Origin of the sequence: Hoeflea algicola (assembly GCF_026619415.1) — a bacterium.
In the GTDB taxonomy this organism is placed as follows: Bacteria; Pseudomonadota; Alphaproteobacteria; order Rhizobiales; family Rhizobiaceae; genus Hoeflea; species Hoeflea algicola.
Map to the genome: position 1 here is coordinate 1,621,022 of NZ_JAOVZR010000001.1, position 22,843 is coordinate 1,643,864.

24 protein-coding genes are annotated in these 22,843 nt (G+C 58.5%); 17 read left to right on the top strand and 7 right to left on the bottom strand.

The annotated features are described in order from the left end of the window. Positions 1-32: 32 nt before the first annotated feature. Both OEG84_RS07945 and OEG84_RS07950 read right to left on the bottom strand, forming a co-directional pair. Positions 33-674 (bottom strand): LuxR C-terminal-related transcriptional regulator, encoded by a 642-nt coding sequence (locus tag OEG84_RS07945; RefSeq protein WP_267653244.1) that lies wholly within the window; start codon positions 672-674, stop codon positions 33-35. Continuing rightward, a complete protein-coding gene (locus OEG84_RS07950; protein ID WP_267653245.1) occupies positions 671-2,962 on the bottom strand; it encodes a sensor histidine kinase in 2,292 nt (763 codons plus the stop codon). Before OEG84_RS07950 ends, OEG84_RS07945 begins: the two co-directional genes overlap by 4 nt. Before the next feature lie 142 nt (positions 2,963-3,104). Here OEG84_RS07950 and OEG84_RS07955 point away from each other — a divergent pair, with 142 nt between their 5' ends. Continuing rightward, on the top strand, positions 3,105-5,405 hold the full coding sequence (locus tag OEG84_RS07955) for a hypothetical protein (RefSeq protein WP_267653246.1): 2,301 nt from the start codon (positions 3,105-3,107) through the stop codon (positions 5,403-5,405). A gap of 340 nt (positions 5,406-5,745) precedes the next feature. On the opposite strand, the gene OEG84_RS07960 is transcribed toward OEG84_RS07955, so the two are convergent. Then, the gene (locus OEG84_RS07960; protein WP_267653247.1) at positions 5,746-6,819 is read right to left on the bottom strand and encodes an alkene reductase; all 1,074 of its coding nucleotides are present in this window, start codon (positions 6,817-6,819) and stop codon (positions 5,746-5,748) included. Positions 6,820-6,999: 180 nt separating this feature from the next. Between OEG84_RS07960 and OEG84_RS07965 the strand changes: the two genes are divergently transcribed. Beyond that, positions 7,000-7,350 (top strand): helix-turn-helix domain-containing protein, encoded by a 351-nt coding sequence (locus OEG84_RS07965; protein ID WP_267653248.1) that lies wholly within the window; start codon positions 7,000-7,002, stop codon positions 7,348-7,350. Continuing rightward, positions 7,323-7,883, top strand: coding sequence for a LysR substrate-binding domain-containing protein (locus OEG84_RS07970; protein WP_267653249.1), 561 nt, complete (start codon positions 7,323-7,325; stop codon positions 7,881-7,883). Before OEG84_RS07965 ends, OEG84_RS07970 begins: the two co-directional genes overlap by 28 nt. Before the next feature lie 146 nt (positions 7,884-8,029). Here the strand turns inward: OEG84_RS07970 and OEG84_RS07975 are convergent, their stop codons facing one another. Further along, positions 8,030-8,689 carry a GntR family transcriptional regulator gene (locus tag OEG84_RS07975; RefSeq protein WP_267653250.1) on the bottom strand — a complete coding sequence of 220 codons (660 nt, stop codon included), beginning with the start codon at positions 8,687-8,689 and terminating at the stop codon, positions 8,030-8,032. 323 nt (positions 8,690-9,012) lie between these two features. On the opposite strand from OEG84_RS07975, the gene OEG84_RS07980 reads away from it, so the two are divergent. Next, positions 9,013-9,975, top strand: coding sequence for a dihydrodipicolinate synthase family protein (locus tag OEG84_RS07980; protein WP_267653251.1), 963 nt, complete (start codon positions 9,013-9,015; stop codon positions 9,973-9,975). Positions 9,976-10,131: 156 nt separating this feature from the next. Here the strand turns inward: OEG84_RS07980 and OEG84_RS07985 are convergent, their stop codons facing one another. Beyond that, on the bottom strand, positions 10,132-10,731 hold the full coding sequence (locus tag OEG84_RS07985) for an RNA polymerase sigma factor (RefSeq protein ID WP_425602830.1): 600 nt from the start codon (positions 10,729-10,731) through the stop codon (positions 10,132-10,134). Beyond that, positions 10,718-10,912 carry a NepR family anti-sigma factor gene (locus OEG84_RS07990; protein ID WP_267653252.1) on the bottom strand — a complete coding sequence of 65 codons (195 nt, stop codon included), beginning with the start codon at positions 10,910-10,912 and terminating at the stop codon, positions 10,718-10,720. Before OEG84_RS07990 ends, OEG84_RS07985 begins: the two co-directional genes overlap by 14 nt. A gap of 141 nt (positions 10,913-11,053) precedes the next feature. Here OEG84_RS07990 and OEG84_RS07995 point away from each other — a divergent pair, with 141 nt between their 5' ends. The 4 genes from OEG84_RS07995 to OEG84_RS08010 all read left to right on the top strand — a co-directional run bounded on the left by OEG84_RS07995 (position 11,054) and on the right by OEG84_RS08010 (position 13,633). Further along, positions 11,054-11,866: a response regulator gene (locus OEG84_RS07995; protein WP_267653253.1), complete on the top strand. Its 813-nt coding sequence runs from the start codon at positions 11,054-11,056 to the stop codon at positions 11,864-11,866. Positions 11,867-11,911: 45 nt separating this feature from the next. Next, positions 11,912-12,076: a DUF1328 domain-containing protein gene (locus tag OEG84_RS08000; RefSeq protein WP_267653254.1), complete on the top strand. Its 165-nt coding sequence runs from the start codon at positions 11,912-11,914 to the stop codon at positions 12,074-12,076. A gap of 101 nt (positions 12,077-12,177) precedes the next feature. Further along, a complete protein-coding gene (locus tag OEG84_RS08005) occupies positions 12,178-13,203 on the top strand; it encodes a sensor histidine kinase (protein WP_267653255.1) in 1,026 nt (341 codons plus the stop codon). 94 nt (positions 13,204-13,297) lie between these two features. Next, positions 13,298-13,633: a hypothetical protein gene (locus OEG84_RS08010; protein ID WP_267653257.1), complete on the top strand. Its 336-nt coding sequence runs from the start codon at positions 13,298-13,300 to the stop codon at positions 13,631-13,633. A 60-nt stretch (positions 13,634-13,693) separates the two neighbouring features. Here OEG84_RS08010 and OEG84_RS08015 read toward each other — a convergent pair whose 3' ends face one another. After that, positions 13,694-14,947: a DUF2254 domain-containing protein gene (locus OEG84_RS08015; protein WP_267653258.1), complete on the bottom strand. Its 1,254-nt coding sequence runs from the start codon at positions 14,945-14,947 to the stop codon at positions 13,694-13,696. Between the two features lie 139 nt (positions 14,948-15,086). On the opposite strand from OEG84_RS08015, the gene OEG84_RS08020 reads away from it, so the two are divergent. The 9 genes from OEG84_RS08020 (at position 15,087) to OEG84_RS08060 (ending at position 22,828) form a co-directional block, all read left to right on the top strand. Continuing rightward, positions 15,087-16,022, top strand: coding sequence for a diacylglycerol/lipid kinase family protein (locus OEG84_RS08020; RefSeq protein ID WP_267653259.1), 936 nt, complete (start codon positions 15,087-15,089; stop codon positions 16,020-16,022). 60 nt (positions 16,023-16,082) lie between these two features. Next, positions 16,083-16,619: a pyridoxamine 5'-phosphate oxidase family protein gene (locus OEG84_RS08025; RefSeq protein WP_267653260.1), complete on the top strand. Its 537-nt coding sequence runs from the start codon at positions 16,083-16,085 to the stop codon at positions 16,617-16,619. Next, complete coding sequence (locus OEG84_RS08030; protein WP_267653261.1) at positions 16,616-17,023, top strand: DUF2177 family protein; 408 nt, start codon at positions 16,616-16,618, stop codon at positions 17,021-17,023. The genes OEG84_RS08025 and OEG84_RS08030 overlap by 4 nt, the downstream gene beginning before the upstream one ends. A gap of 146 nt (positions 17,024-17,169) precedes the next feature. Next, a complete protein-coding gene (locus OEG84_RS08035) occupies positions 17,170-17,367 on the top strand; it encodes a CsbD family protein (RefSeq protein ID WP_267653263.1) in 198 nt (65 codons plus the stop codon). Between the two features lie 63 nt (positions 17,368-17,430). Next, positions 17,431-18,219: a Crp/Fnr family transcriptional regulator gene (locus tag OEG84_RS08040; RefSeq protein ID WP_267653264.1), complete on the top strand. Its 789-nt coding sequence runs from the start codon at positions 17,431-17,433 to the stop codon at positions 18,217-18,219. A gap of 220 nt (positions 18,220-18,439) precedes the next feature. Further along, positions 18,440-20,077 (top strand): CHASE domain-containing protein, encoded by a 1,638-nt coding sequence (locus OEG84_RS08045; protein WP_267653265.1) that lies wholly within the window; start codon positions 18,440-18,442, stop codon positions 20,075-20,077. Positions 20,078-20,189: 112 nt separating this feature from the next. Further along, on the top strand, positions 20,190-21,431 hold the full coding sequence (locus tag OEG84_RS08050) for an AI-2E family transporter (RefSeq protein WP_267653266.1): 1,242 nt from the start codon (positions 20,190-20,192) through the stop codon (positions 21,429-21,431). Continuing rightward, entirely contained in the window at positions 21,428-22,357 is a 930-nt protein-coding gene (locus tag OEG84_RS08055) for a PRC-barrel domain-containing protein (RefSeq protein WP_267653267.1), read from the top strand. The genes OEG84_RS08050 and OEG84_RS08055 overlap by 4 nt, the downstream gene beginning before the upstream one ends. Before the next feature lie 135 nt (positions 22,358-22,492). Beyond that, on the top strand, positions 22,493-22,828 hold the full coding sequence (locus OEG84_RS08060; protein WP_267653268.1) for an ElaB/YgaM/YqjD family protein: 336 nt from the start codon (positions 22,493-22,495) through the stop codon (positions 22,826-22,828). Positions 22,829-22,843 lie beyond the last annotated feature (15 nt).

Consider the following 22,843-nt stretch of genomic DNA (forward strand, 5'->3'; position numbering starts at 1 on the left):
AAACCGATCGGAAAAACAGGCATTAGCCCCCTCTAGTCCCCTGGCGCCAATCCCATGCGGGTGGCGTGCCATGATGCCTCTGCACGCGAAGAAATGCCTAGTTTTCGATAAATCGATTTCAGGTGACTGGCGATGGTGTTTTCCGAAAGACCCAGCGTCTCGGCAACGTCGACATTGCGCAATCCACGGCTGATCAGCGCCAGCACCTCGCACTCCCGCGCTGTCAGTGTGGATGTTTCATCCACCACCGGGCCCGTGAGCCGGAAATGCTCCATGATCCGCCGCGCGATCGATGGCGACAGTGCAGGAATTCCTTCGGCCAGTTGGGTCAGCTGTTGCACGATGCGTTCGGCCGGCTGTTCCTTGAGCAGATAGCCACTTGCCCCCCGGGACAGTGCCGCAACAATATTGGCATCATCCGCCATCGCTGTGGTGACAACGCCCAGCGTCGGCGCGCCCGATTGCCGGATATCAGAAAGCAGATCCAGCCCGTTGCCATCAGGCAACCCGAGATCGATCAATGCCAGATCGAAAACGCACCTGCTCACCGCCGCACGTCCCGCGCGCAAACTGTCCGTCATGATTGTGGTGCAATCAGGAAACGCAGCATGTGCCACATTGCTGAGCCAGTTCCGCGTTTCGGCAACATCTTCGACAATCAGGATCTGTTTCATGTGCGCCTTCCCTGGACACTTGAGAAACAGGCCTTCAATGTGAAGCCCGCCCCGCTGTCGATGATCTCCAGCTGACCTTTGAGTGCGGCCAACCGGGCGCGAATACCGGCAAGTCCGCTGCCGGTGCTGATATCGCGCTGGGCGCCGACTGCGGCACAGTCTCCATCATCAGTTATGGTCAAATCCAGCCGCTCGTCTGCATGTCCAATTTTGACGGTGACGGTTTTGGCGTTGGCATGACGAATCGAATTGCTCACTCCCTCACGAACAATCGACCGCAGTGCATGCGCCGCAACGGGGGAAAGCGGCGCGCCGTCGTCCGCATCAGACACCCAGTGCAGCGCAAGCCCGGCAGCGGACAGCCGCTCGGCTGTCTCGAGCCGCAATTCGGCCAGGTTTTCGTCAAGGCTCTGCGGCGTGCCGGTCACGTTGTTGATAATGTCACGCAAATCCGCCAGCGCATCGCGTATCATGGCGTCCTTGCTGTCTGGTCTTGTGCCATGCAGTGCGCTGAGCAGTTTTGCACCTATGTTGTCGTGCATGTCCCGCCCAATACGGGCCCGCTCCTCTGCCTTGCCCCGTTCAAACGCATTGTGGCTGTCAATCGCGTAGACGAGCATGTCACCGAGTTCCTTGGCAAGAGCGGTTTCACGACGGGTAAACAGGCGACCACCGGAATAGGCATATCCCAGCTTCATCGGCGCCACCACGTCTCGCCCGGGCACCAGAAGCCCCAGACCATCCTCGCTGATCTCGGGTTCTGTGACCGGCGGCGATCTATCAAGCGACAAGGGATCGAATGCATGGCGCAGCAGCGCCTCCCATCGCGCATTGCGCTCTGCGCCGACGACGGCCACGGCGACGTCGACCACCTGGGTGAAAAGCTCCTGGCGTCGCATTTCGGGCGGAGCGAAGCGCGCCATCAACCTGCTTCGCAGCGGAAGATACAACACAACCACCGCGGTCAATGCGAGGCCAAACGCAGGAACAGCATCGAACGCCACGACCGATACCAGCAAGATATCGAGCATCGCAAAAATCAGCGTGCCGGCGACGTAAAAAAGAATCCGAAAAGACCAGATCTCGAGGTCAAACAGGCGGTACCTGAAAATGCCGAGAGCAAGGCTGCAATGGACAACAAGGCCCAAGGCATATCCGGTCCATTGCGGCACCGAAGGCGATCTGCCGAGAAAACTCGGCACCACGAACAGAACCGTAAAAATGCCGGTGCACAGGGCTATCGAGACCCCAAACCAGGCCACACCGGCCCGTTTCAGCGGATCGCCCCTTGCCATCACATACTGAATGATAGCGAGCACTGACGAACCAATGGAAAAAACGGCAATAGGGAGATAGCGCCCCTTGTCCGGGCCGCTCACGCCGAACTGGAGATAGTCGACCAAGACCAAGACAGGGATCAGCATAACCAGCGCACCGACGATAATGGGCGGCACCAATCGGCGTGGATACACAAGAAACAACGCGAACAAGAAGATGCAGAAGGATAGCGATCCTACAAAATTGAGAGTCGACAAGAACCTGAAATCTGCGCCGTCAAGCGCCAGTTCGCGGGTCAGGAAAATCGCAGACGGAAAAGTCGACAACAACAGCGCCATGCCGTTCAGTGCCCAAATTCTGGCGGCATCTGCCTCACGCCTGAACGCAAGCGTCCAGGCACCGGCAAGGACGCCAACGAGACCGACAAGGATCAGCACCCAGAAATCAACTGGCAAGCTCGCAATCGGTCGGTGCTTTCCCGGGGAAATTTCATGACTGCTGCCATCGCTGAAACTCACCAAGACTTGCGGTGCGCGCAGGATGGCCGAAATGATCTGTTGGCGCTCAAGGAACGTGTTGAAGCCAGCGTAGTTTACAGCAGTGTCGGGATCCTCGACGGCATCGAACGGAACCAGCTCGATGCGATTTCCGTTCTCCGCAGCCAAAGCCGTTACGACTGAACCCACCACCAGACCTGCCGATGGCCCCTTCGGATCAACGCTTATTATCTTGATCCCGTTTGAGGCGGTCGCGGAAAATCGCACGCCCAACCAAGGCTGGTCGAGCGCAAACAAAACAGCGCACGCGGCAATCATCATGGCGATGATCACCGGAGCGGCAATAAACAATGCCGGCGTAGTCGTGCGGCGCGTACGCATCTTGCCCCTCATTAGCAATCGATTGAACATACCCCAGTCTGCACACAAAGCCCTCAGCAAATTCAGGCGTCTCTCCCCCGAACGGGGGATGGAGCAGACCTCTCCATCCCTGCATTGTGTCTCAATGCGCATATTTCGGGCGAATTATTCCGGATAGGGGCCGTTTATGACATCACCCAGCTTGAGAATACTATTGAGTGCAACAGCGTTGGGCACAATGTGTCTGGTTGCTTTATCCGCCAGTGCCCAGGATTATTCAAACACCGGGACAAGGGTGAAGGGCACCGGTGTATCTGATGACGGTTCGGTTGTGATCGGCAATACTGATCCGCTGGATGGCGGATCTTCCAGTCATGCCATGGTCTGGACTGAAGCCACCGGGTTCACCACGCTGGGCGGTGTGTCGCGCGGTATATTGTTCAAGCTCGATACGCTGGGCATATCCGGCGACGGCACTGTTTTCACCGGCACTGCCAACAATTCTATCCTTGGTTCCGGCACCACAGGGAACCGCGCCTATCGCTGGACCAGTGCAGGCGGTTTCCAGGATCTCGGTTCGCTCGGCTCCAACAATTCAAGCGGTCTGGGTATTTCGGCCGATGGCAACGTTATTGTCGGCAGTTCCTATGATGACGGCGGACGTTTACGCGCCATGCGCTGGACCAGCGCTGCCGGCATGCTCAGCCTTGGCCAACTTGATGGCGATGAAGTCACTGCAAATGCTTACGCGACCTCCGGTGATGGTGCGGTTGCTGTTGGCATTTCCTCTGGCTTTACATCTCCAACGATTCCGCGCGCCTTTTCCTGGACAGAGGCGACAGGTATGGTGGCGCTACAAACCCTCGGAGGCGGCAGCTCCAATGCTCTGGATGTTTCTTATGATGGCAGGGTAATTGGTGGTAGTTCCCAGATGGGCGTTCGTCAGGTAGCAGTCCGCTGGGTAGATGGTGTTGTTTCGACCCTTGGCCAGACAGAGCGCGGATCAATCGCATACGGGGTGTCGGGCAACGGGCAGGTTCTGGTTGGCGACATTGCTGACCCGGGCTTCCCCTCCGGCTTCCGCTGGGACGAAACCAGCGGCCTTGTCAGTGTCGAGCAATGGCTGCGCACAAGCGGCGTGACAATTCTTGACGGCAGCACCTATACCGCGCGTGCAACCAATTGCGACGGCAGCGTTGTGGTTGGCAGCACTTTCCCAGCCGGGTTCGGGCCCTTTGTCCGCTCCGATTTGTATATCGCTCGTGGTAACGGCACCGGGCCTTCAACCTGCAGCTATGCCACGGACACGTCCGGCAGCGACGGCGCAGGCGATGGCGACAACACCGGTAGCGGCACCGGCGATGGTGACAACACAGGTGGCGGCACCGGCAATGGCGACAACGCAGGTGGCGGCACTGGCAATGGCGACAACGCAGGCGGCGGTACTGGCAATGGCGACAACGCAGGCGGCGGCACTGGCAATGGCGACAACGCAGGCGGCGGCACTGGCAATGGCGACAACGCAGGCGGCGGCACTGGCAATGGCGACAACGCAGGCGGCGGCACTGGCAATGGCGACAACGCAGGCGGCGGCACTGGCAATGGCGACAACGCAGGCGGCGGCACTGGCAATGGCGACAACGCAGGCGGCGGTGCAGGCGTGGGCCTTATCACCTTGACCGACCTGAATGCGACATTAGGCAATGCAGCAGCCACAAACGCAACGACGGTAAACGGCCTTGGCCTGTTGCTGAATGGCGCGGGGAGCCGGCCGTTGGACCGGCGCGCACCGGAACAGCGCAATATCGCGTGGGTCGGTGGCGACCTGGGCCGTGACGATCATGGCACGCGCGACGGCTCAGTTGCACTTGGCGAAGTCGGTGTGGGGCGTAATATCGGCGCAATCCAACTCAACGGCGCAATTGGCGTTTCAGGCAACAGCCAGAGTTCCGCCTTTGGCGGCACCACCGACGTTTTGACGACCTACGCCAAGCTTGAAACCATCGGACAGCTCTACGCCACCGATGCCGGCAGCATTTGGGGCGTACTGACTGGCACCGCACTCATTGGCGGCGCCGACATCACGCGCAATTATCGAGCCAATGGTGGTCTGATTTCGACCTCTAGAGGCAAGACCGATGTATCCGGCTTCGGTATCCGCGGCCGTTTGCAACTGGAGGGTTTTGTGCCGTTTTTCTCACCCTATGTTGAAGGTTCGCACGCACGCGCCTGCATGGCCGGCTATACCGAAACCGGTGGCGCCTTTCCGGCCAGTTTCAACAGGCTGTGCGATACCTCAACCGAAGCCCGCATCGGGATGGATGCGCGGATTCCAGTTACCGAGACGTTCAATCTGATTGGCACTTTGGAGGCTGTACACCGTTTCGAATCTGCCGGCAGCAACGCCACTGGTCAGGTTGTTGGCCTTGGCGCCTTCAATCTGACGACGGCCGCTTACGAGCAGGACTGGGCACGTGCCGGGCTCGGTGTTGAAGCAAAATTTGGCGATGCAACGTTTTCGGTTGTCGGCAATGTGACCAGTTCCGGTGAAACTGCAAACGCCTGGGTCGGCGCGAGTGTACGCACCGCATTCTGAAGCGCTTCTTGGCGGTCTAATGGCAACCGCAAGGATCATCCCCTGCGCATGGCGAAGCTTACGGCATTGGTCGCCGTACTCTTCGGCATGAGCAGGGTTGGTCCGCGCGCCACTGCTGGCACACGAACATTCCATCCGGCCAACCGGAAGAGCCAGTAAATGTCAGAAGCTACACGAGGCTGCGGGACACAATCGCCAGATCAGCCAGTACGGGTTGTATTCGCACCATTCGAGCAAGGCAGCCTTCATCCAGGCATGCGCGAGGCTTGGATAGGGAGCGGCGCAACCACCCACTCCATCCGGTGTCAGGTTTCACGTTGCGGTCAGGTTGGTCGGGCCATCACGCAACAACGGCTTCCGATTGTGTCGGATAATCGACATACCCCTCAGCCCCACCGCCGTAATAGCTGGCACGGTCGGGTTCATTCATCTGAGCACCGGATTTGAGCCGCTCGACAAAGTCAGGCGTAGACAGGACGAATTGACCGTAGGACTCCACGTCCGCCAGGCCGGTCCTTATATCCGACCCAACATCTTCCAGCGCGCGACCGGGGCGGTTGAGGATAAGCGCCTGATCCCAACTCGCGCGGATATCAGCCAGCAGCGCATCGTTGCCCAGATGCATGATATGAACATAAGCCAACTCCAGCTTGTTGAGTTCACTCACCAGGTAGCGGTAGAGGTTTGGCCCCTCGACACCTTCCTGCAAACCGCCAAGCGTCGCGCCGGGCGATAGACGAATGCCAGTGCGTTTGGCCCCGATCTCGTCTGCCACGGCTTGGGCCACCTCGATGGCTAAGCGCGTACGATTTTCGATGCCGCCACCATAAACGTCCTCCCGCAAATTGGCATTGGGGGCAAAGAACTGCTGAATGAGGTATCCATTCGCCCCGTGGATTTCGACACCATCCGCGCCGGCATCAATCGCGCAGCGGGCGGCTGTGCGGAAATCATTCACGGTCTGCGCAATTTCTTCGATCGTCAGCGAACGGGGTTCCGGGATCGGCTGCATGCCTTTCACGGTGAAGATTTGATTGCCGGGCTTGATCGCCGAAGGAGCAACTGGCTGTCGATGATGCGTAGTGTTGTCAGGATGCGAGGTGCGTCCGACATGCATCAGTTGAAGGAAGATGCGCGATCCCTTGGCATGAACGGCGGACGTAATCTTCTGCCACCCCTTTTTATGCGCATCGTTGTAGATCCCCGGCGTGGCCAGATATCCCTGGCCATCCTCCGAGGGTTGTGTGCCTTCGGTAACGATCAACCCCATACCCGCGCGCTGTTCGTAATAGAGTGCAGCCAGTGCGCCCGGCGTGCCATCCGCTTGCGCGCGGCTACGGGTCATGGGAGCCATTGCAAGGCGGTTAGAGATATCGGTGACGCCGATTTTAGCTGGGGTCCAGATGTCGGTCATTGTAGCTAATCCCTTTTGTTGCCGCTGGACCTGGCCTGAAATGATGTTGCCTTGCCTTCGACGGCATGTTTTCAATCGGGTTCGGGAGACATCACTATTGCCTTCCTTGCGTCTGACCCCAGAGTTAGTGTTTCATAACAGCTGCACATAGTGCGGATACTGAAACAAGGTGGTCCGAAAATGGAACAGCCGAATTTTGAAGCGATGTCACACTTCGTGGCTGTTGCCAGGCATGGCGGGCTTAACGCCGCCAGTCGCGAGACGGGTGTCCCAAAAGCCACGATATCGCGGCACGTACGCCAGCTTGAGGTCAGTCTGGGAACACTGCTGCTGGAGCGGGGTGGACGCCGGATGCAGATGACCGAAGATGGCCGTATCCTGTTCGCGCGGGCAGCCCCCTTCTCGCAGATCTGGTCGCAGCGGGCGCGGAGGTCAGTGCTCGGGACGGACGGGTTCGCGGCAGCCTGCGGGTTAGCGTTCCCTCCTTGCTTGCGCGGTCGCGCATGGGGGCGTTCGCAGCATCATTCGTGAAGAAATATCCCGAGGTGAAGCTGGCGATCGATATTGACGACCGCTTCGTCGATCCAGTGGCCGAGGGTTACGATCTGGTCATTCGCGCGAACCCCGCACCCAACTCCGATCTGGTCGGAAAATGTTTCCTGCGCACAGAAATCCTGCTCGCAGCCTCGCCCGATATGCAGCCTCCCACAGCGCAAGACGAAATCATCGATGCGGTGATCCTGTCAGCCTCAAGTGGGCAGACTGCCTGGAACGTGATCAGAGAGAATGAGCCTCTCCGCATCATTCCGCGCGAAATCCTCAGATGCTCATCAATGATGCTGGTTTATGATGCCGTTCTTTCCGGCGCCGGAGCGGCCTTGCTTCCCGCTTGGCTTATTGAACAGGACCTGCGTGACGGCAGGCTTCGGGCCTGGGCTAAAGTTGCCAATCGCAACATCGAAGCCTGGGTCCTGCACGCCCCTGCCCATCTGACCAGCCCGAAGGTCCGGGCGTTTGTCGACACTTTGGTCGACGCCCATCGCGGCCACGGGAATGGTGACTGAAACAAGCTTGTGGCCGGACTGAAACTCGATGAAAGACCGCAACTATCGAGTCCGGCTTAAAACAAAATATCTGGCCTGCCCGGGAACGCCGCCATCCTGATCCGCCAGCGCAACAGGTTGCTGCTTCTCCTGCCAACCTCAAACGCCTACTTCGCGTTCAAGGCGTCCAGAAGGGTCGTCTTGGCGCCTAGAATATGGCGTCGCGTCAGTTCCGCGGCGTCTTTCGCGCGACCACTTTCGCAGGCAGCTAGAATAGCCAGGTGCTCGGCATTGGCGCGTTCCATCCCGTTTGACATCAGGATCTGCGCCCGCAGGTAGCGGTCGATGCGATCGAGCGCATTGTTGATGATTTGCAGATGGTAGGAAAGGCCGCTGTCCTTGTAGAGCTCATAATGGAATTTGCGATTGAGCGCGCCCCAGCTCATCGGATCTGACGATTGCGAAAACGCCTCAAGACAAGCGCGCGCGCTTTGCAGTGTTTCCCTGGACATCTTTGGCACCGCCGCTTCGATGACCGAGCCTTCGAGCAGCGCGCGGAAATCAAAGATCTCGCTGGCCTCGTCCGGCGACAGGCCGGCAACGGTGGCGCCCTTGTAGCGTCGAGTGACGACAAGGCCCTGTTGCTCGAGCATGGTGATCGCTTCACGCACCGGAATTCGGCTGGTGTTGAAAAGTTTGGCGATTTCGTCCTGGCGCAGCGGCGCGCCGTCCTCCAGCTCACCATCGATGATCGCCGTGCGCAAGGCATCGAACACGATCGAGGCGGCGGAGGCGGACTTGGAAATATCCACTGCATTCAACTTCACAAACACTCTCCTTCAGCGCCGCCAGCCAATCCACCTGCCCCGAGCCGCCACAGCACAAAGCGCATCAGACAGCTCACACATGCGCACCGGACCCGCTCCCGAAACAAATCACGCACAACAGATCACCATCCATCATATCCGCGTGCCTTGTCTAAATCGAGGAATATTTCATATTGCAAATTGGATCCAATATTCTATTGTACGTTCATCAAACACACAAACGCCCCCGTCCTGCGCATCCGGGCGGCAATCCATTTCGCACCCGTGCATTCGCAACCACACGCAACGGCCCTTGACCTCGCCTTTTCTTGAAGGACACCACTATGACCAAGAACATATTCACCGGCTGCATTCCCGCCCTGATGACCCCTTGCAAGGCCGACAGGACCCCCGATTTCGACGCACTGGTGCGCAAAGCCAAGGAACTCATCTCGGCTGGCATGTCGGCCGTTGTCTATTGCGGCTCCATGGGCGACTGGCCGCTGCTGACCGACGAGCAGCGCATGCAGGGTGTGGCTCGGCTGGTTGAAGCCGGCATCCCGACCATTGTCGGTACCGGTGCCGTTAACACACGGCAGGCCGTTGCCCATGCCGCCCACGCTGCCGAAGTCGGCGCGCAGGGACTGATGGTGATCCCGAGGGTTCTCTCGCGCGGCAGTTCTGTCACAGCCCAGCGCGCGCATTTCAGCGCCATCCTTTCCGCCGCCCCTGCCCTGCCGGCGGTAATTTACAACAGCCCCTATTACGGCTTTGCCACCCGCGGTGACTTGTTCTTTGAGCTGCGCAGGCAACATCCCAACCTGATCGGGTTCAAGGAATTCGGCGGTGCCGACGATTTGCGTTACGCCGCTGAAAATATCACCTCCCCGGAAGACGGCATCACGCTGATGGTCGGTGTCGATACTGCGGTCTGCCACGGCTTTATCAATTGCGGTGCCGGGGGCGCCATCACCGGGGTTGGCAACGCGCTGCCGAAAGAGGTTCTGCACCTGATGCAGCTGTGTCAGCAGGCTGCATCAGGCAACGCCGAGGCGCGGACCCGGGCGCTGCAGCTTGAAGCCGCGCTCGGGGTGCTGTCTTCTTTTGATGAGGGCTGTGATCTGGTGCTCTACTACAAGCATCTTATGGTGCTCAACGGAGACACCGAATACACGCTGCATTTCAACGAGACCGATGCACTGACCGATGCCCAGCGCAATTATGCCGAAGCCCAATATACTCTGTTCCGGAACTGGTACGCGGATTGGAACAAACAGCTCGGCAGCACTACCGCCGCCGCAGCGTAAGCAATCTTTCTTCCCGCGTTTCCACTTTTCGGAAGTGCGCGGAGACAATGGCTTGAGAGATCAACCATCCCGGGGGCAATGCCTGCCGGGACGGTATGCTTGGAGGTGTCAGTTCACCCCATGAAGTGAACTGGCCTCAGACGGGCAAAGGCCAATTTATCGCCCGGGGAACGCCTTGTTGACCAGCGGCGCCGAGGTCTGGTCGGGGCCATAGTCGCTTTCCCCGGTAATTGTGAGAAGTTCCTGGAGCTTGGTGCGCGCACGGTTGACCCTGCTCTTGATAGTGCCGACAGCCACACCAGCAATTTCCGCCGCCTCTTCATAGGAAAACCCGGAAGCCCCGATCAGCACGATGGCTTCACGCTGATCATCCGGCAAGGTGTCGAGCGCCTCCTTGAAATCGGCCATGTCGAGCTTGCCATATTGTTCCGGATGGGTGGCCAGATTGCCGGCGAAAACGCCATCAGGATCAGGCAGTTCCCGGCCCTTGCGCCGCATCTGGCTGTAAAATTCATTGCGCAGAATGGTGAAAAGCCAGGCCCGCATATTGGTGCCCGGCTGGAAACTTTCCTGCTTTGACCACGCCTTCATGACGGTCTCCTGGACCAGATCATCGGCGCGGTCGTGACGGCGGGCCAGGGAAACGGAGAATGCGCGCAAGCTTGGAAGCGCGGCCAGCATCTCTCGTTTGAAGGAAAAACCGTCTCCGGCATCGGTGGACATGGTTTTGGGAACATCCATCTCAGTTCGCACCATTGTCGCCACCTGAGCGTTCAGCCTCATCCAGTTTTTCCAGAAGATCCAGCAGCTGGTCGGGAATGGGCTCTGCTTCGACAGATTTGTAATATTGCTTCAACCGAGAAGCGATGGCGTCTGACGCACCGTGGTCAGGCCGATCTCCGTTGTTTGAGGCGTCTTTGTTGTCTCGATTGATCATGCCCTTGCCAGCTCTCTCAGAATGAACACATAAGGTTTAGAATGCGCCATGACAAAAAAAGTTCCAAGCCATCGGAACTTTTTTCCAGACAGCGCGTTTTATGGTTGTTGCCACGTCCAGTGGACTATCAAGGGGTACATAATGTCGACACTGTCCATGCGCATCGCGCCGCACCTTCCCTATCTCCGCCGCTTCTCGCGTGCGGTAACCGGATCCCAAACATCCGGAGACGCTTTTGTCGCCGCCACGCTCGAAGCGCTGATCGCAGATCTGAGCATTTTCCCCAAATCCGGAGATGACCGGGTCGCGCTCTACAAGCTGTTTTGTAAACTGTTTGACAGCCTATCGGTTCCATTACCTGAACATCCCACGCCATTCGGCTGGGAAAGAAGGGCCGCCGCCAACCTTGAAGCGGTAACCCCGCAGGCGCGCAAGGCGTTCCTTCTGATCGCTGTCGAGGGCTTCAACACCATGGAAGCCGCTGATGTTCTTGACGTCGAGGAAGCCACCCTTTCCAGCCTGCTCGAGACCGCGGCCATGGAAATCTCCAGCCAGGTGGCAACCGACATCATGATCATCGAAGACGAGCCGCTGATCGCCATGGACATTGAAGACATGGTCGAAACCCTTGGCCACCGTGTCACCGGCGTGGCTCGGACCCATTCCGAGGCGCTCGAGCTCTACAAGCGAACCAAGCCAAAGATGGTTCTGGCCGATATCCAGCTCGCCGACGGCAGTTCCGGCATCGATGCGGTCAACGACATTCTCAAGGATGAGGCGTTGCCGGTGATCTTCATCACCGCCTTCCCCGAGCGGCTGCTGACCGGCGAAAAGCCGGAACCGGCGTTTCTGGTGACCAAGCCTTTCAACCCAGACATGGTCAAGGCGTTGATCAGCCAGGCCCTGTTTTTCAACACAGCCGCCGATGCACCGCAGCTGACCGGAACCAACTAAGGTCGAGCGCGTTGTTTACACATCGAATGACAAAGGAGAATATCGATGCTGTATTACGCTCTCATGTTTCTTGTCGTCGCCATCATTGCGGGCGTGCTCGGGTTTGGCGGAATCGCGGGCACCTCGGCCGGCATCGCCCAGATCCTGTTCTTCCTGTTCCTGGCGCTTCTGGTCATTTCGCTGGTTATGAATTTCTTTCGCAAAGTATGATGATCGCAACAATTGACCCACTTGTTTGCAACGGGCGTCGGAGAACATCCGGCGCCCCATTGCTGTCCGAATGAAAATGTTACCGAAGTGAAGAGCCCACCATGAAACTATCATCGGTTAAGGAGTCCGATCGGCTGCGAATTGTTTTGGCGGGGCTACGAAGTGCTGGCGTATCGATGATGTATCAGGATACCGATCTGGCCATTCGTTATGCCGCCAACCTCCCCGGAAACTGGCCCCTCGACACTGATCTTGAAGGCGCCTCCGACGACCAAATATTCAACGCCCAGCAGGCCGCCAAGGTGCTCTCCGCCAAGCAGCAGGTGATTCAGACCGGTGAAACTATCAAGCTCGAAATCCTGCGTGATGCAGATAACGAGCGGCACTGGTTCATGTTGCATATCGATCCCGACACCGACGCTGACGGCGCTGTGATAGGATTGTTCACAACCATTCTCGATATCGACGACATCAAGTACCGGGAAACCGTGCTGAAGACGCTTTTGCGCGAATTGAGTCATCGCTCCAAGAACCTGCTGGCGATCATTCAATCCGTCGCCTCCCAGACCGCACGATCATCCCAGGGGCTCAACGATTTCCTGTTCGCTTTTCGCAATCGGGTGCAGTCGATGGCGCAATCCCAGGATCTTGTGACGGCATCCGACTGGCGCGGCGCCGAACTGTTCGCCTTGACGCAATCGCAGTTGCAGCCACTGGTGGGCAAAAATGCGCCACGTTTTACGATCACCGGTGATGACCCCTACCTGTTTCCCAACGCCGCTTTGCATCTTGGTCTGGCGCTGCACGAGCTCACCGTCGATTCCCTCGCCAGGGGTGCGCTCGGCCCAGCTGGCGGCAAGGTTGAACTTGAAGCAAGCGAACACCTTAACGACCAGCAGGTTCCGGAGTTGACCCTGACCTGGACCGAAACATTTGCGACGCCACCCGCCGAAACTGAAATACAGACAAACCACAAGAACGGCTTCTCCGGCGCCGTGCTCGGACGCATTGTCCCGCAGGCGCTTTCAGCCGGGGTGCGCCACGAGACCTCAGACAACAAGATGATCTATCAACTGGTCATTCCCGAATCCCAGTATGAAGCCGAGCCGAGGCATACGAGACCTTGAGTGCACGCCTCCCGTGCGGATCAAGCCGAGGCCTGCCCGGATACGATGGAACCTCCATGAAGCGCTGGCGTTGTAATGCCAAAGGAGAAGCGTCATGGAACATATCGCAGCCTTCATGCTGCTGATCGCTTGCAGCAACGACTTGCAGACCTGTACCGAACAGCCCGCCCCCACCGTCGCCTACGAGAGCATGCAGCAGTGCGAACTTGAACTTCGCCCCGCGCTGCAGATCGCGGATGGCAAGTATGGAAAGACCATGGGCAAATGCGTCGAGATCGATCCGGCCCTGTTCTATGAGGATGCCGAGATAGTCTGGGACGTGACTGCCGAAGGCGAGATTGAAGTCGCCATTGAATTGATCAATCCGCAGATCGACCTCAATGCCATGGCACGATCGGATCATGCTGACGAAACCACGCGCGTGAACTGACGGCACGTCGGATCAAACAGCATGAACCGCTGTGCCTGACACCGTGTGGTTGCCTCGGCTTCAGCTATCGACCTCGAAATCCAGCCGCTTGCGCAAAAAGTCTAGATCCTGTGCAATCGGCTCTCCGGCAGCCGCCGTCTCCAGCAGCGCCTTGCCATGCACTCTGATTAACGCCCGCGCGTCAGATCCAGCCACCGAATACAACGAATTCAGCACCACGCCGAGGTGATCGAGCATCAGGATGTTGCCCCTCGAAGCCTGCCGCAACGGGTGCAATGTCATGTTGAGCAGGTCTTCCAGTGACAGACCCGGCACTTTGAGCCGCGCCACCCCGTCGCGGTCGCTGCGGACATCACCGCGCAACCCTTCCGATACAGGCAGCACCAGCGCCGCGGCGATACGGTCGGCACAGGTTACTGCGGTAAAGCTGTCATTGACGCCCGGCGACAATGCCCGCAACGCAATCTCGAGGAGAATACGGATCGAAAAACGGATGTCATCGACCGCGCCGCGATAGGGCTCCAAGCTGATCGCGGCATGGACAGCGGCGATGGCCTCCTCGTCATCTGCAGCGAAACCGGCGGCAGCCAGAACTTGTCCCGACAGCACGAAATCGCCCGGCGCGACACGAACCGCGATCATGGCTTGGTGGTGACGGGCAAGTTCAAGCAGGGCTGTCTCGTCGATGATGGTCACATACCCCGATTGTTGCGCCTTGATGGCGGCATCGAGGTCTTGTTCATCGAACTCCTCCTCGTCTCGCTGATCGGTTTCAGCCAGCAGTGCGTTGACCTGTCGCTCCAGATGCTCGGAGATTTTGGCGACTTCGGCATCAATCGTCACGCTGCGCGACACCGAGTGAACGAAATGAATCACCTGAAGCACGGATACGGCCGCCAGCACAAAAGCCATGGCAATAGAAAATTCCGGTCTCAGATCCGGCCCGGTTGCCCGCAGCACGCTGAGCGAAAACAGGAACGTGCCACCCAGAAGTCCGGCGGTGACCTGATTGACCCGGTCTCTGGAAAATCGTTGCAGCAACCGTGGCGCGATATTTCCCGCAGCCAGCGTGAACACCACCAGCATGATCGAGTAGACCAGACCAAGCGTGGTGATCGCCGCCGTGGCGATGGTCGCCAGCAGCGATCGGGCTGTGTCATCTGAGATCGCCAGCCAGAACGGCAACGGGCTGCCGAAAAGCGTGTACTGGGTATCGAGCCAGATCAGCGGAATGGCCAGCAACCACAGCCCAATGGCGATGCCTCCGGGAATTCCCAACAACCCGTTGAGTGTCAGAACCGATTTCATTTTCATGGGGAATTCCTTCAAATGATCCGACTTCAATGCACGAACTCGCCGGAAGTGCGCCTGCGCGAAGGAACCTATCCGTCCGGGCTGCATTCTTACTGTGTTAAAGAGATATCTCAAAACCAACTACAGGCAGTACAACTCCATGCGGATGATGATCGTGCTCAACCGGGACGGTGGAACCATCCGCGGCATGGACAGCCAGGAATTTGGCAACCACGTCGCTCAAACTTTGGGCGCCAACACTCTCGGACAGGACCCCACCGACTACGTCGTCAAACTGGCCGCCGGCTCTGAAATCTGTGAAGTTCTCGACCAGGCTACCAGCGAGAAAAACATCGACGGCATCATTGCCGGCGGCGGCGACGGCACCATCTCGGCTGCGGCAGCGGCTTGTTTCCGCGCGGGCAAGGTGCTCGGCGTGCTGCCGCTTGGGACCATGAACCTGTTCGCGCGCAGCCTTGGCCTGCCGCTCGACCCTTATGAAGCGGTCGAGGCGCTGCAACAGGCCGAGCCGCGCGATCTCGATATTGCCACGGCCAATGGCCGCGCTTTCATACATCAATATTCGGTGGGCCTTCATGAACGGCTCATCAGCCTGCGCTCGCATCTCGACACCTCGACGCGGTTGCGGAAAATGACCGCCACGCTGAATGCCCTCGGCAAGGTCATCCTTGCCCCGCCACGGTTGAGCGTCGAAACCAGCCTTGAGGGCGAGACGCGCAGAACCATCGTGTCGGCCGTGTCGGTGTCCAACAACCTGTTTGGCGATTCACCCGTCCCCTTCGCCCCGGTTCTCGATGGCGGTGTGCTGGGGCTTTACCGCGCTCGAGCCTACAGTTCTGCCACCGTGCTGCGGATGACGCTCGATGTGGCCCGCGGTGCGCTCCTGGACAATCCCTATGTTCAGGTTGAATCCGCGCAGCAGCTGGTTCTGAAATTCCCGACCAGGCATCGACGCGCAAAGGCTGCCATCGATGGCGAAATCGTCGATCTGGAATCGGAGATCGAATTCATCTGCCATGCAGGCGGTTTGCGTGTGCTCACGCCGAGCCAACCCGATCCGGCGAAGATCGGCTGACGATCGCGGGAACCCGAAGGCCGGAGGCGCGTTGTCATGGAAACCATGAAAGGAACTTCCATGACCGATCTGAAAAAAACCAGAGACGAACCGATCGAACAGCTTTTCGATATTCTCGACGACACCCACGCGGTCATGGTCGGGCTCGATCAGGCGGGCCATCCAATGCAGCCGATGGCGCCGCAAGTGGACGAAGACCGGCGCGGAATCTGGTTTTACACCAAGCGTGATTCAGCCATGGGTTCGGCCATCAAAGCATATCCGTCAAGCCGCGCGCGGATCTGTCTTATCGGACCCGACCATGATTATCATGCCAGCATCTCGGGCACGATGAGTGCTGAAACCGACACCTCTCTGATCGACAAGTTCTGGTCGTCCGTGGTTGGCGCCTGGTTCGAACATGGCAAGCAGGATCCCAATCTGCTGCTGCTGCGTTTTGACCCGTCCGAAGCCGATATCTGGGCATCATCAGGCAGCGTTGTCCGCTTTGCCTGGGAAATCGCCATGGCCAATCTGAGCGGCGACGAGCCGGATCTGGGCGAAACGGCGCATGTAATATTCCCGCTGGCTCTGCGCGAATCCCGAGAAACCGCATGATCCCTACGGGCTTCTGGAAGGCGTGGGCCGCTGCGGCCCTCGCCATTCTGATCCTGGATGGGCTTTGGCTTGGCCTGATCGCCAGAAATTTCTATCGCGACCAACTCGGCGATCTGATGGCTAGCCAAATCAGCTTTCCGGTGGCTGCCGCCTTTTACGTTTTCTATTCAGCCGCCATTGTGCTGCTGGCTTCTGCACCGGCCATCCGTTTGGATGGCGGCGTTTGGCAGGCGGCTATACTTGGAGCCGTGCTCGGCATTGCCGCTTACGGTGCCTATGACTTCACCAATCTGGCGACGTTGAAGAACTGGCCCGTCGGCTTGACCATCGTCGACCTGATCTGGGGCACCCTTCTCACTGCCACTGTTTCAGCGGTCGGCTATTTCACCTTGAATGCAATCTAAGCCGCTGATCATAAATCGGAAAATCGACGCCAGCGCACGAAAATTCTGGCTATCGCGGGAACCAACTACTTCTAACCGCGTTGGATGCTCAGGCCGACGGCGAAAACCGCAAACGGCTCAAACCGATCCTCAAAAGGAGAATTGAAATGAACTGGGATATCGTTGAAGGCAAGTGGAACGAGTACAAGGGCAAGGCCCAGGCACAATGGGGCAAGCTGACCAATGACGACCTCGATGTCGTTGAAGGCCGTCGCGATGAACTGGCCGGCAAGATTCAGGCCCGCTATGGCAAGACCCGCGACGACGCCGAGCGCGAAATCGACGAATGGCTTGGCCGCAGCTAATCAGCTACTCTGGAAAGTCCGGCATATCTGTTGCCGGACTTTCCCTATTTTGAAAGGGCGCCCATGCCGCCTGTCAACCAAAGCGCCATCCCCGAAAATGCGAGTTCGCTGGTCAGGCGCCTCGGCAGGTCGGTTTTGCTGACTGCCGAAGAGGTGGATTACCTCGAGACCATGCAGGTCAATCAGGCGGTGGTCGAAAAAGGTGACGAATTCATCCATGATGGCGAGCACATGCGGGTGACGTTTCTCGTCCGACGCGGCTGGATCATTCGCTTCAAGATCACGCCCGCCGGTCGTCGCCTGATTATCGGCATATCGTTGCCAGGCGATTTCATCGGCTTGCACATCAACTTCAACCATTCGTCAATCTACTCGGCTTCGGCGCTGACAAAGGCCTCGCTTGCACTTATCGAGCCTGTCCGCATTCTTGAGATTCACCGCCGCTTTCCGGTGCTGGCTTCTGGGCTCGACTGGATGACAATGCGCCATTCCAATATTCTCTCCGAGCACAAGATTTCCTTGGGCGCGCGCACTGCAGCACAGAGGATTCTACATTTCCTGCTCGAATTGTGGACCCGCCTTGAGCAGGTCGGCATGGCCTCCGCAAAAGGCTTCGACCTTGAGCTGACGCAAGAACAGATTGGCGATTGCATGGGGCTGTCGACAGTCCACGTCAATCGTTCGCTCAACCGGCTCGGCAAGGAAAGAATGCTGCACATCGACAAGGGTTTCGTGAGCTTCCCGGACGTCGACCGTGCCATCGACTTCGCCGATTTTGACGACCGTTTCCTCACCGAGTTTTCCACCGATCCGGGCAACATCGGCGGAAAACGCCGAATTGCCAAAAACTGATCGTGGATTAACATGCTTAATAGACAGACGGCCAACCAAGCCCTATCCGCATCGCTCGTTTCCCGCTCATTGCGATGACTTGTTTTCGTCAGCACAGAATAGCACCTGGAGGTGCAGCATCGACAATCGCCCGGCTTTATCCCTCTTGAAGCACACGCGCAAACGCCTAGGCCGGGTGATCACGCGGCCTTTGAATTTGAGCTTGCAGTTGTTGTACCGAATGCAACCGGCATTGGTCTTCATCGTTGTTGCCCTTGTCGGCATGCTTACCGCTGCCGCCTCCTGGTACACGATCGATCAGGCCAACCGCATGAGCTTTGCCTCCATTGCCGAGGAAGCCGTGCGCCGTTTGAGCGACCGCATCGAAAACCACATGCTGTTGATCAAGTCTACCGAAGCGTTGTTCGAGGCTACCGGCGAGATTCCGGATGCGGCGGAGTTCAAGATTTTCATCGGTAACCTGCGCAAAACCGAACAGTTCGACGGTGTCCAGGGCATCGGCTTTGCCCGCTACGTGCAAACCGGACCTCAAACCGACGCAGCTATCGGGGCCGAGCTTGCGCGCAACTACAGCATTCAGCGAACGCCGTGGCCGGAGACTGAGGAACAATACCGTACGCCCATCGTCCTGCTGGAGCCCTCCACCGATGCCAATCTCCGCGCACTTGGCTATGACATGTATTCCAATTCAGTCCGCCGGACGGCGATACTGGCGGCTCTTTCCGAGCAACGGTTGCGCGCATCCGGCTCGGTGCGACTTGTCCAGGAAAACCAGACCGATCCCCAGGCGGGTTTCTTGATCTACACGCCGTATTTCGCTGCCAATTCAAGCACACCTCAGGGCTTCATCTACGCGCCTTTCAGCATTTCCAACCTGTTCAAATCGGCGCTCAATCGACTGCCTGCGCTGCCTATTCATGTCACCGCGTGGGATGGCGAACCTGCCGACACCAACCAGATTTTCCAGTCGACAGGGGAGCGCAGCAACCACTTTGGTGCTTCCCATGTCGAGACACTGGCAATCGAGGTTGCCGGGCGTTTGTGGAAGTTGGAGATCCGTCCCTCCGAAATATATGAGCCGCCAGTCGACCAGACCCGATCATTCATGTTGGCTGCTGCCGCCTTGCTGCTGGCCGGCGCCCTCGCCGCCTCGTCGCGGTCACAGCAGCGCACCATCGAAGTCGGCGAGGCGTTGCGCCAGGAAACCGAACGCGCATTGACCGATCGCGAATTTCTGCTTCAGGAAATGAAACACCGCATCAAGAACATGATCGCCCGGATGCTGGCAATGTCGCGGCAGACCGCGCGCGCATCCGAAACGCTCGACGAATTCACCCAGTCATTTACCGCCCGCCTCCAGGCGATGGCCGCCTCGCAGGACCTGCTGGCCCGTACCGCCTGGCAGAGCGCCGACCTGAAGACGCTTCTCGCTCTGGAGCTCAGGCAATTGTTTGGCGACAAGCTCAAGGAGGAAAAACTGGTGGGGCCCACCGTCGAACTCAACGAAGTTGCGGCCCAGGCCTTTGGTCTGGCATTTCACGAGCTCGCCACCAACGCCCTTAAATATGGCTCGGCGCGCTCCGACACCGGCATGCTCGATATTTCCTGGCACATCAACCCCGAGCCGGAGACCGGCAAGGAACTGGTGTTCACCTGGCGCGAACACAGCGAAGTTCCGCTCGATCAGCAGGATTCCGACGCGCTCAGTCGAAAGGGCGGTTTTGGCACCAAATTGCTAGATGCGACCATGCGGGTCGAACTGGGTGGGTCAATCACCACCATCCCTAATCAGCACGGCATCGATGTGACGATCCGTGTGCCTCACGCGCGGGTCATGTCAAACCATCAAAATGGCTAGCGCACTTCCCAATACCTGCAGTCTTGACCGGCAGGTCCCGTCCACAATCGGCACATAAACGGAACCATTCTGCCCCCTGTGCATTGTCCTCGCTTCTAACAGGGGTAGTGGGATGAAGCGTATTTACCGCATGGAACCGCCGGTGGTGCGCATCGCCGCAAAGACCGGTCTGGACGCCAGCCTGGAGTCAATTGCCCGGATATCCATTATCGTCATTGGCTTGGTCGCGGCTTTCGCAGCACTCGATCAGGCGCAGCCGTTTTTGTCCCCGGTATCGCTCGCCATCATCACCGGATTGATGGCCTCACCGGTAGCTTCAGCGCTCGAGCGCTACATTCCTGCCAGTTTGTCTGCCGCCATTGTCGTGCTTCTGTTTCTCGCCATGATCGCATCGGCAATCGCGTTGTTTTCGATGCCGCTGTCGATCTGGAGCGAGAGACTGCCGGAAATCTGGCGTGAATTGCAATTTTACCTGACCGACTGGAGCTCGGCTTTTGAGACGCTGGGCGGCGTTCAGGAACAGATCAAGGCGATCGCCGGCGGCAAGGCCCAGATGACGGTCGACATTGCCGACAATTCTGCGGTTGAAGAAATCGCAACGCTGGCGCCGGCGCTGGCGGCACAGATCATCCTGTTCCTGGCAAGCCTGTATTTCTTTCTGGCCACTCGCCACACCATTCGCACCAGCATCCTGTCGCTATGCTTCAGCCGCCGCGCCCGTCTGAGAACCGCGCGGGTGTTCCGCGACGCCGAATGGTTCGTCTCGCGCTATCTTCTGTCGATATCGGTCATCAATGCAGGGCTCGGCTTCGCCACCGCCACGGCTATGTGGCTGCTGGATGTGCCGCAGCCTTATCTCTGGGGCATGCTGGCCTTCATCCTCAATTACGTCGTTTACATCGGCCCGGCGGTGATGGCCGGGATCCTGCTCGGCGTTGGCCTGGCGACATGGAATTCACCACCTGCCGTATTCCTGCCGATGCTGGTCTATCTGGGGATCAACATGATTGAGGCCCAGTTCGTCACCCCGCAGGTGATCGGTCGTTCGGTCACGCTCAATCCGTTCTTCGTGTTCCTGTCGCTGGCCTTCTGGATCTGGCTCTGGGGACCGGTCGGCGGGCTGCTTGCCGTGCCGTTCCTGCTCATAGGCCATGCGGTAATGCGTAACGCAATTCCGCTCACCACCAGGCCCGCCCCGGAAGCTGCCGCACTCAAAAAAATTGATGCCTGTCGGAACCTTGGACAGTCATTTGCGTTTCTAGACTGTCACCACCGCCGCGCCGGACCAGCGCTCTCACACACACGGTCCAGCCCGGCGGGCACACCTTTCGATGCAAAGAGGAAATTACCATGATTAAGACACTTTTGGCCAGCACCGCGCTCGTTGCTCTTGTGAGCACCTCCGCCATGGCCGCCAGCCACACCGAAGCGAACCCCGCCGCCGCAACCTCGGAAACCGTCGTCATGACGGATCAGGATGCCGCCATGCTCACCGGCTCAAACCTCGCCAGCACCCTGATTGGGTCATCCGTCTACGCTTCGTCGGCTGAAGACGCCGAAGTGATCGGCGACATCAACGACATCGTCGTCACGGCTGAAGGCAAGGTCGGCTCGTTGATCGTCGGCGTTGGCGGTTTCCTGGGTCTGGGTGAAAAGGACGTTGCCGTCAATTACGACCAGATCGAGTGGGTTGATCGCGATGGCGACCGCTGGTTGGTCGCCAACATGAGCCGCGAACAGCTCGAAGCCGCACCGGCTTTTGACCGCGACATGATCTACGCCGACGCACGCAGCACAGACGAAGGTGTTGATGCAACCCAGAAGATGGCAGCAGACACCGAAAAGGCTCCGGCAGAAGACGTGACAGCCGAAAAGATCGAATCCGGCGAAAGCGCAGTCGAAACCGCTGAAAACAAGACCATGGGCATCGACCGTTCGGCGATGACCAGCGTCACCACGGAGGATCTCAGCGCCGACAATCTGATCGGCCGGGCTGTCTATAGCGCCAATGACGACAACATCGGTGAAATTGGCGACGTGCTTCTGTCGGCCGACAACAAGGTTGAAGGTTTCGTGCTTGATGTTGGCGGTTTCCTGGGCATGGGCGAAAAGGAAGTCGCGATTTCGCCTGAAAACCTCGACATCCGCGCCGATGCAGATGGCAACCTGACCGTCTTCACGCCGTTTACCCAGGAACAGCTGGAAGCCCAGCCGGAATATTCCGAGGAAACCTGGAAGAGCAACCGCGACGACGTGATCATGATCGTCCCGGCAGGCTAACCACCTCACACCTCCCGAACAAAAGGTCGCCGGATTACTCCGGCGGCCTTTTTCTTGGGCAAAAAACCAGCGCGCCGTGGAACCTCCCGAAGTGTTGCGCGTTGGAGATGTGAAACCAACTAAGGAGAATTTCCAATGGCTGCCACTAGCAAGTCCACCCGTTCAACAGCAAACGCAAAACCGGTCATGGATGACCTGTCGGACCGCGCCGCCGCACTCCGCAAGGAGCTTGCCGAACTGGGTGAAGCGCTTGCCGGTGCTGGCGCGCTGCAGGCTGGCGTCGCCCGAGAAGCCGCTGAAACCCGCGTCAGTGAACTGCTTGAAAGCGGCGAGCATCTGGTCTCCGAAATGTCCAGGCAGCTTGGCCGCACGGAAAAGCAGGTAAGCCAGGCCGTTCGCGAAAAGCCGCTTCAGGCCCTGGGCGTGGCCGTTGCCGCAGGCTTTCTGGCCGCCATCCTGATGCGCCGTTGAGACCAGCAATGTCTC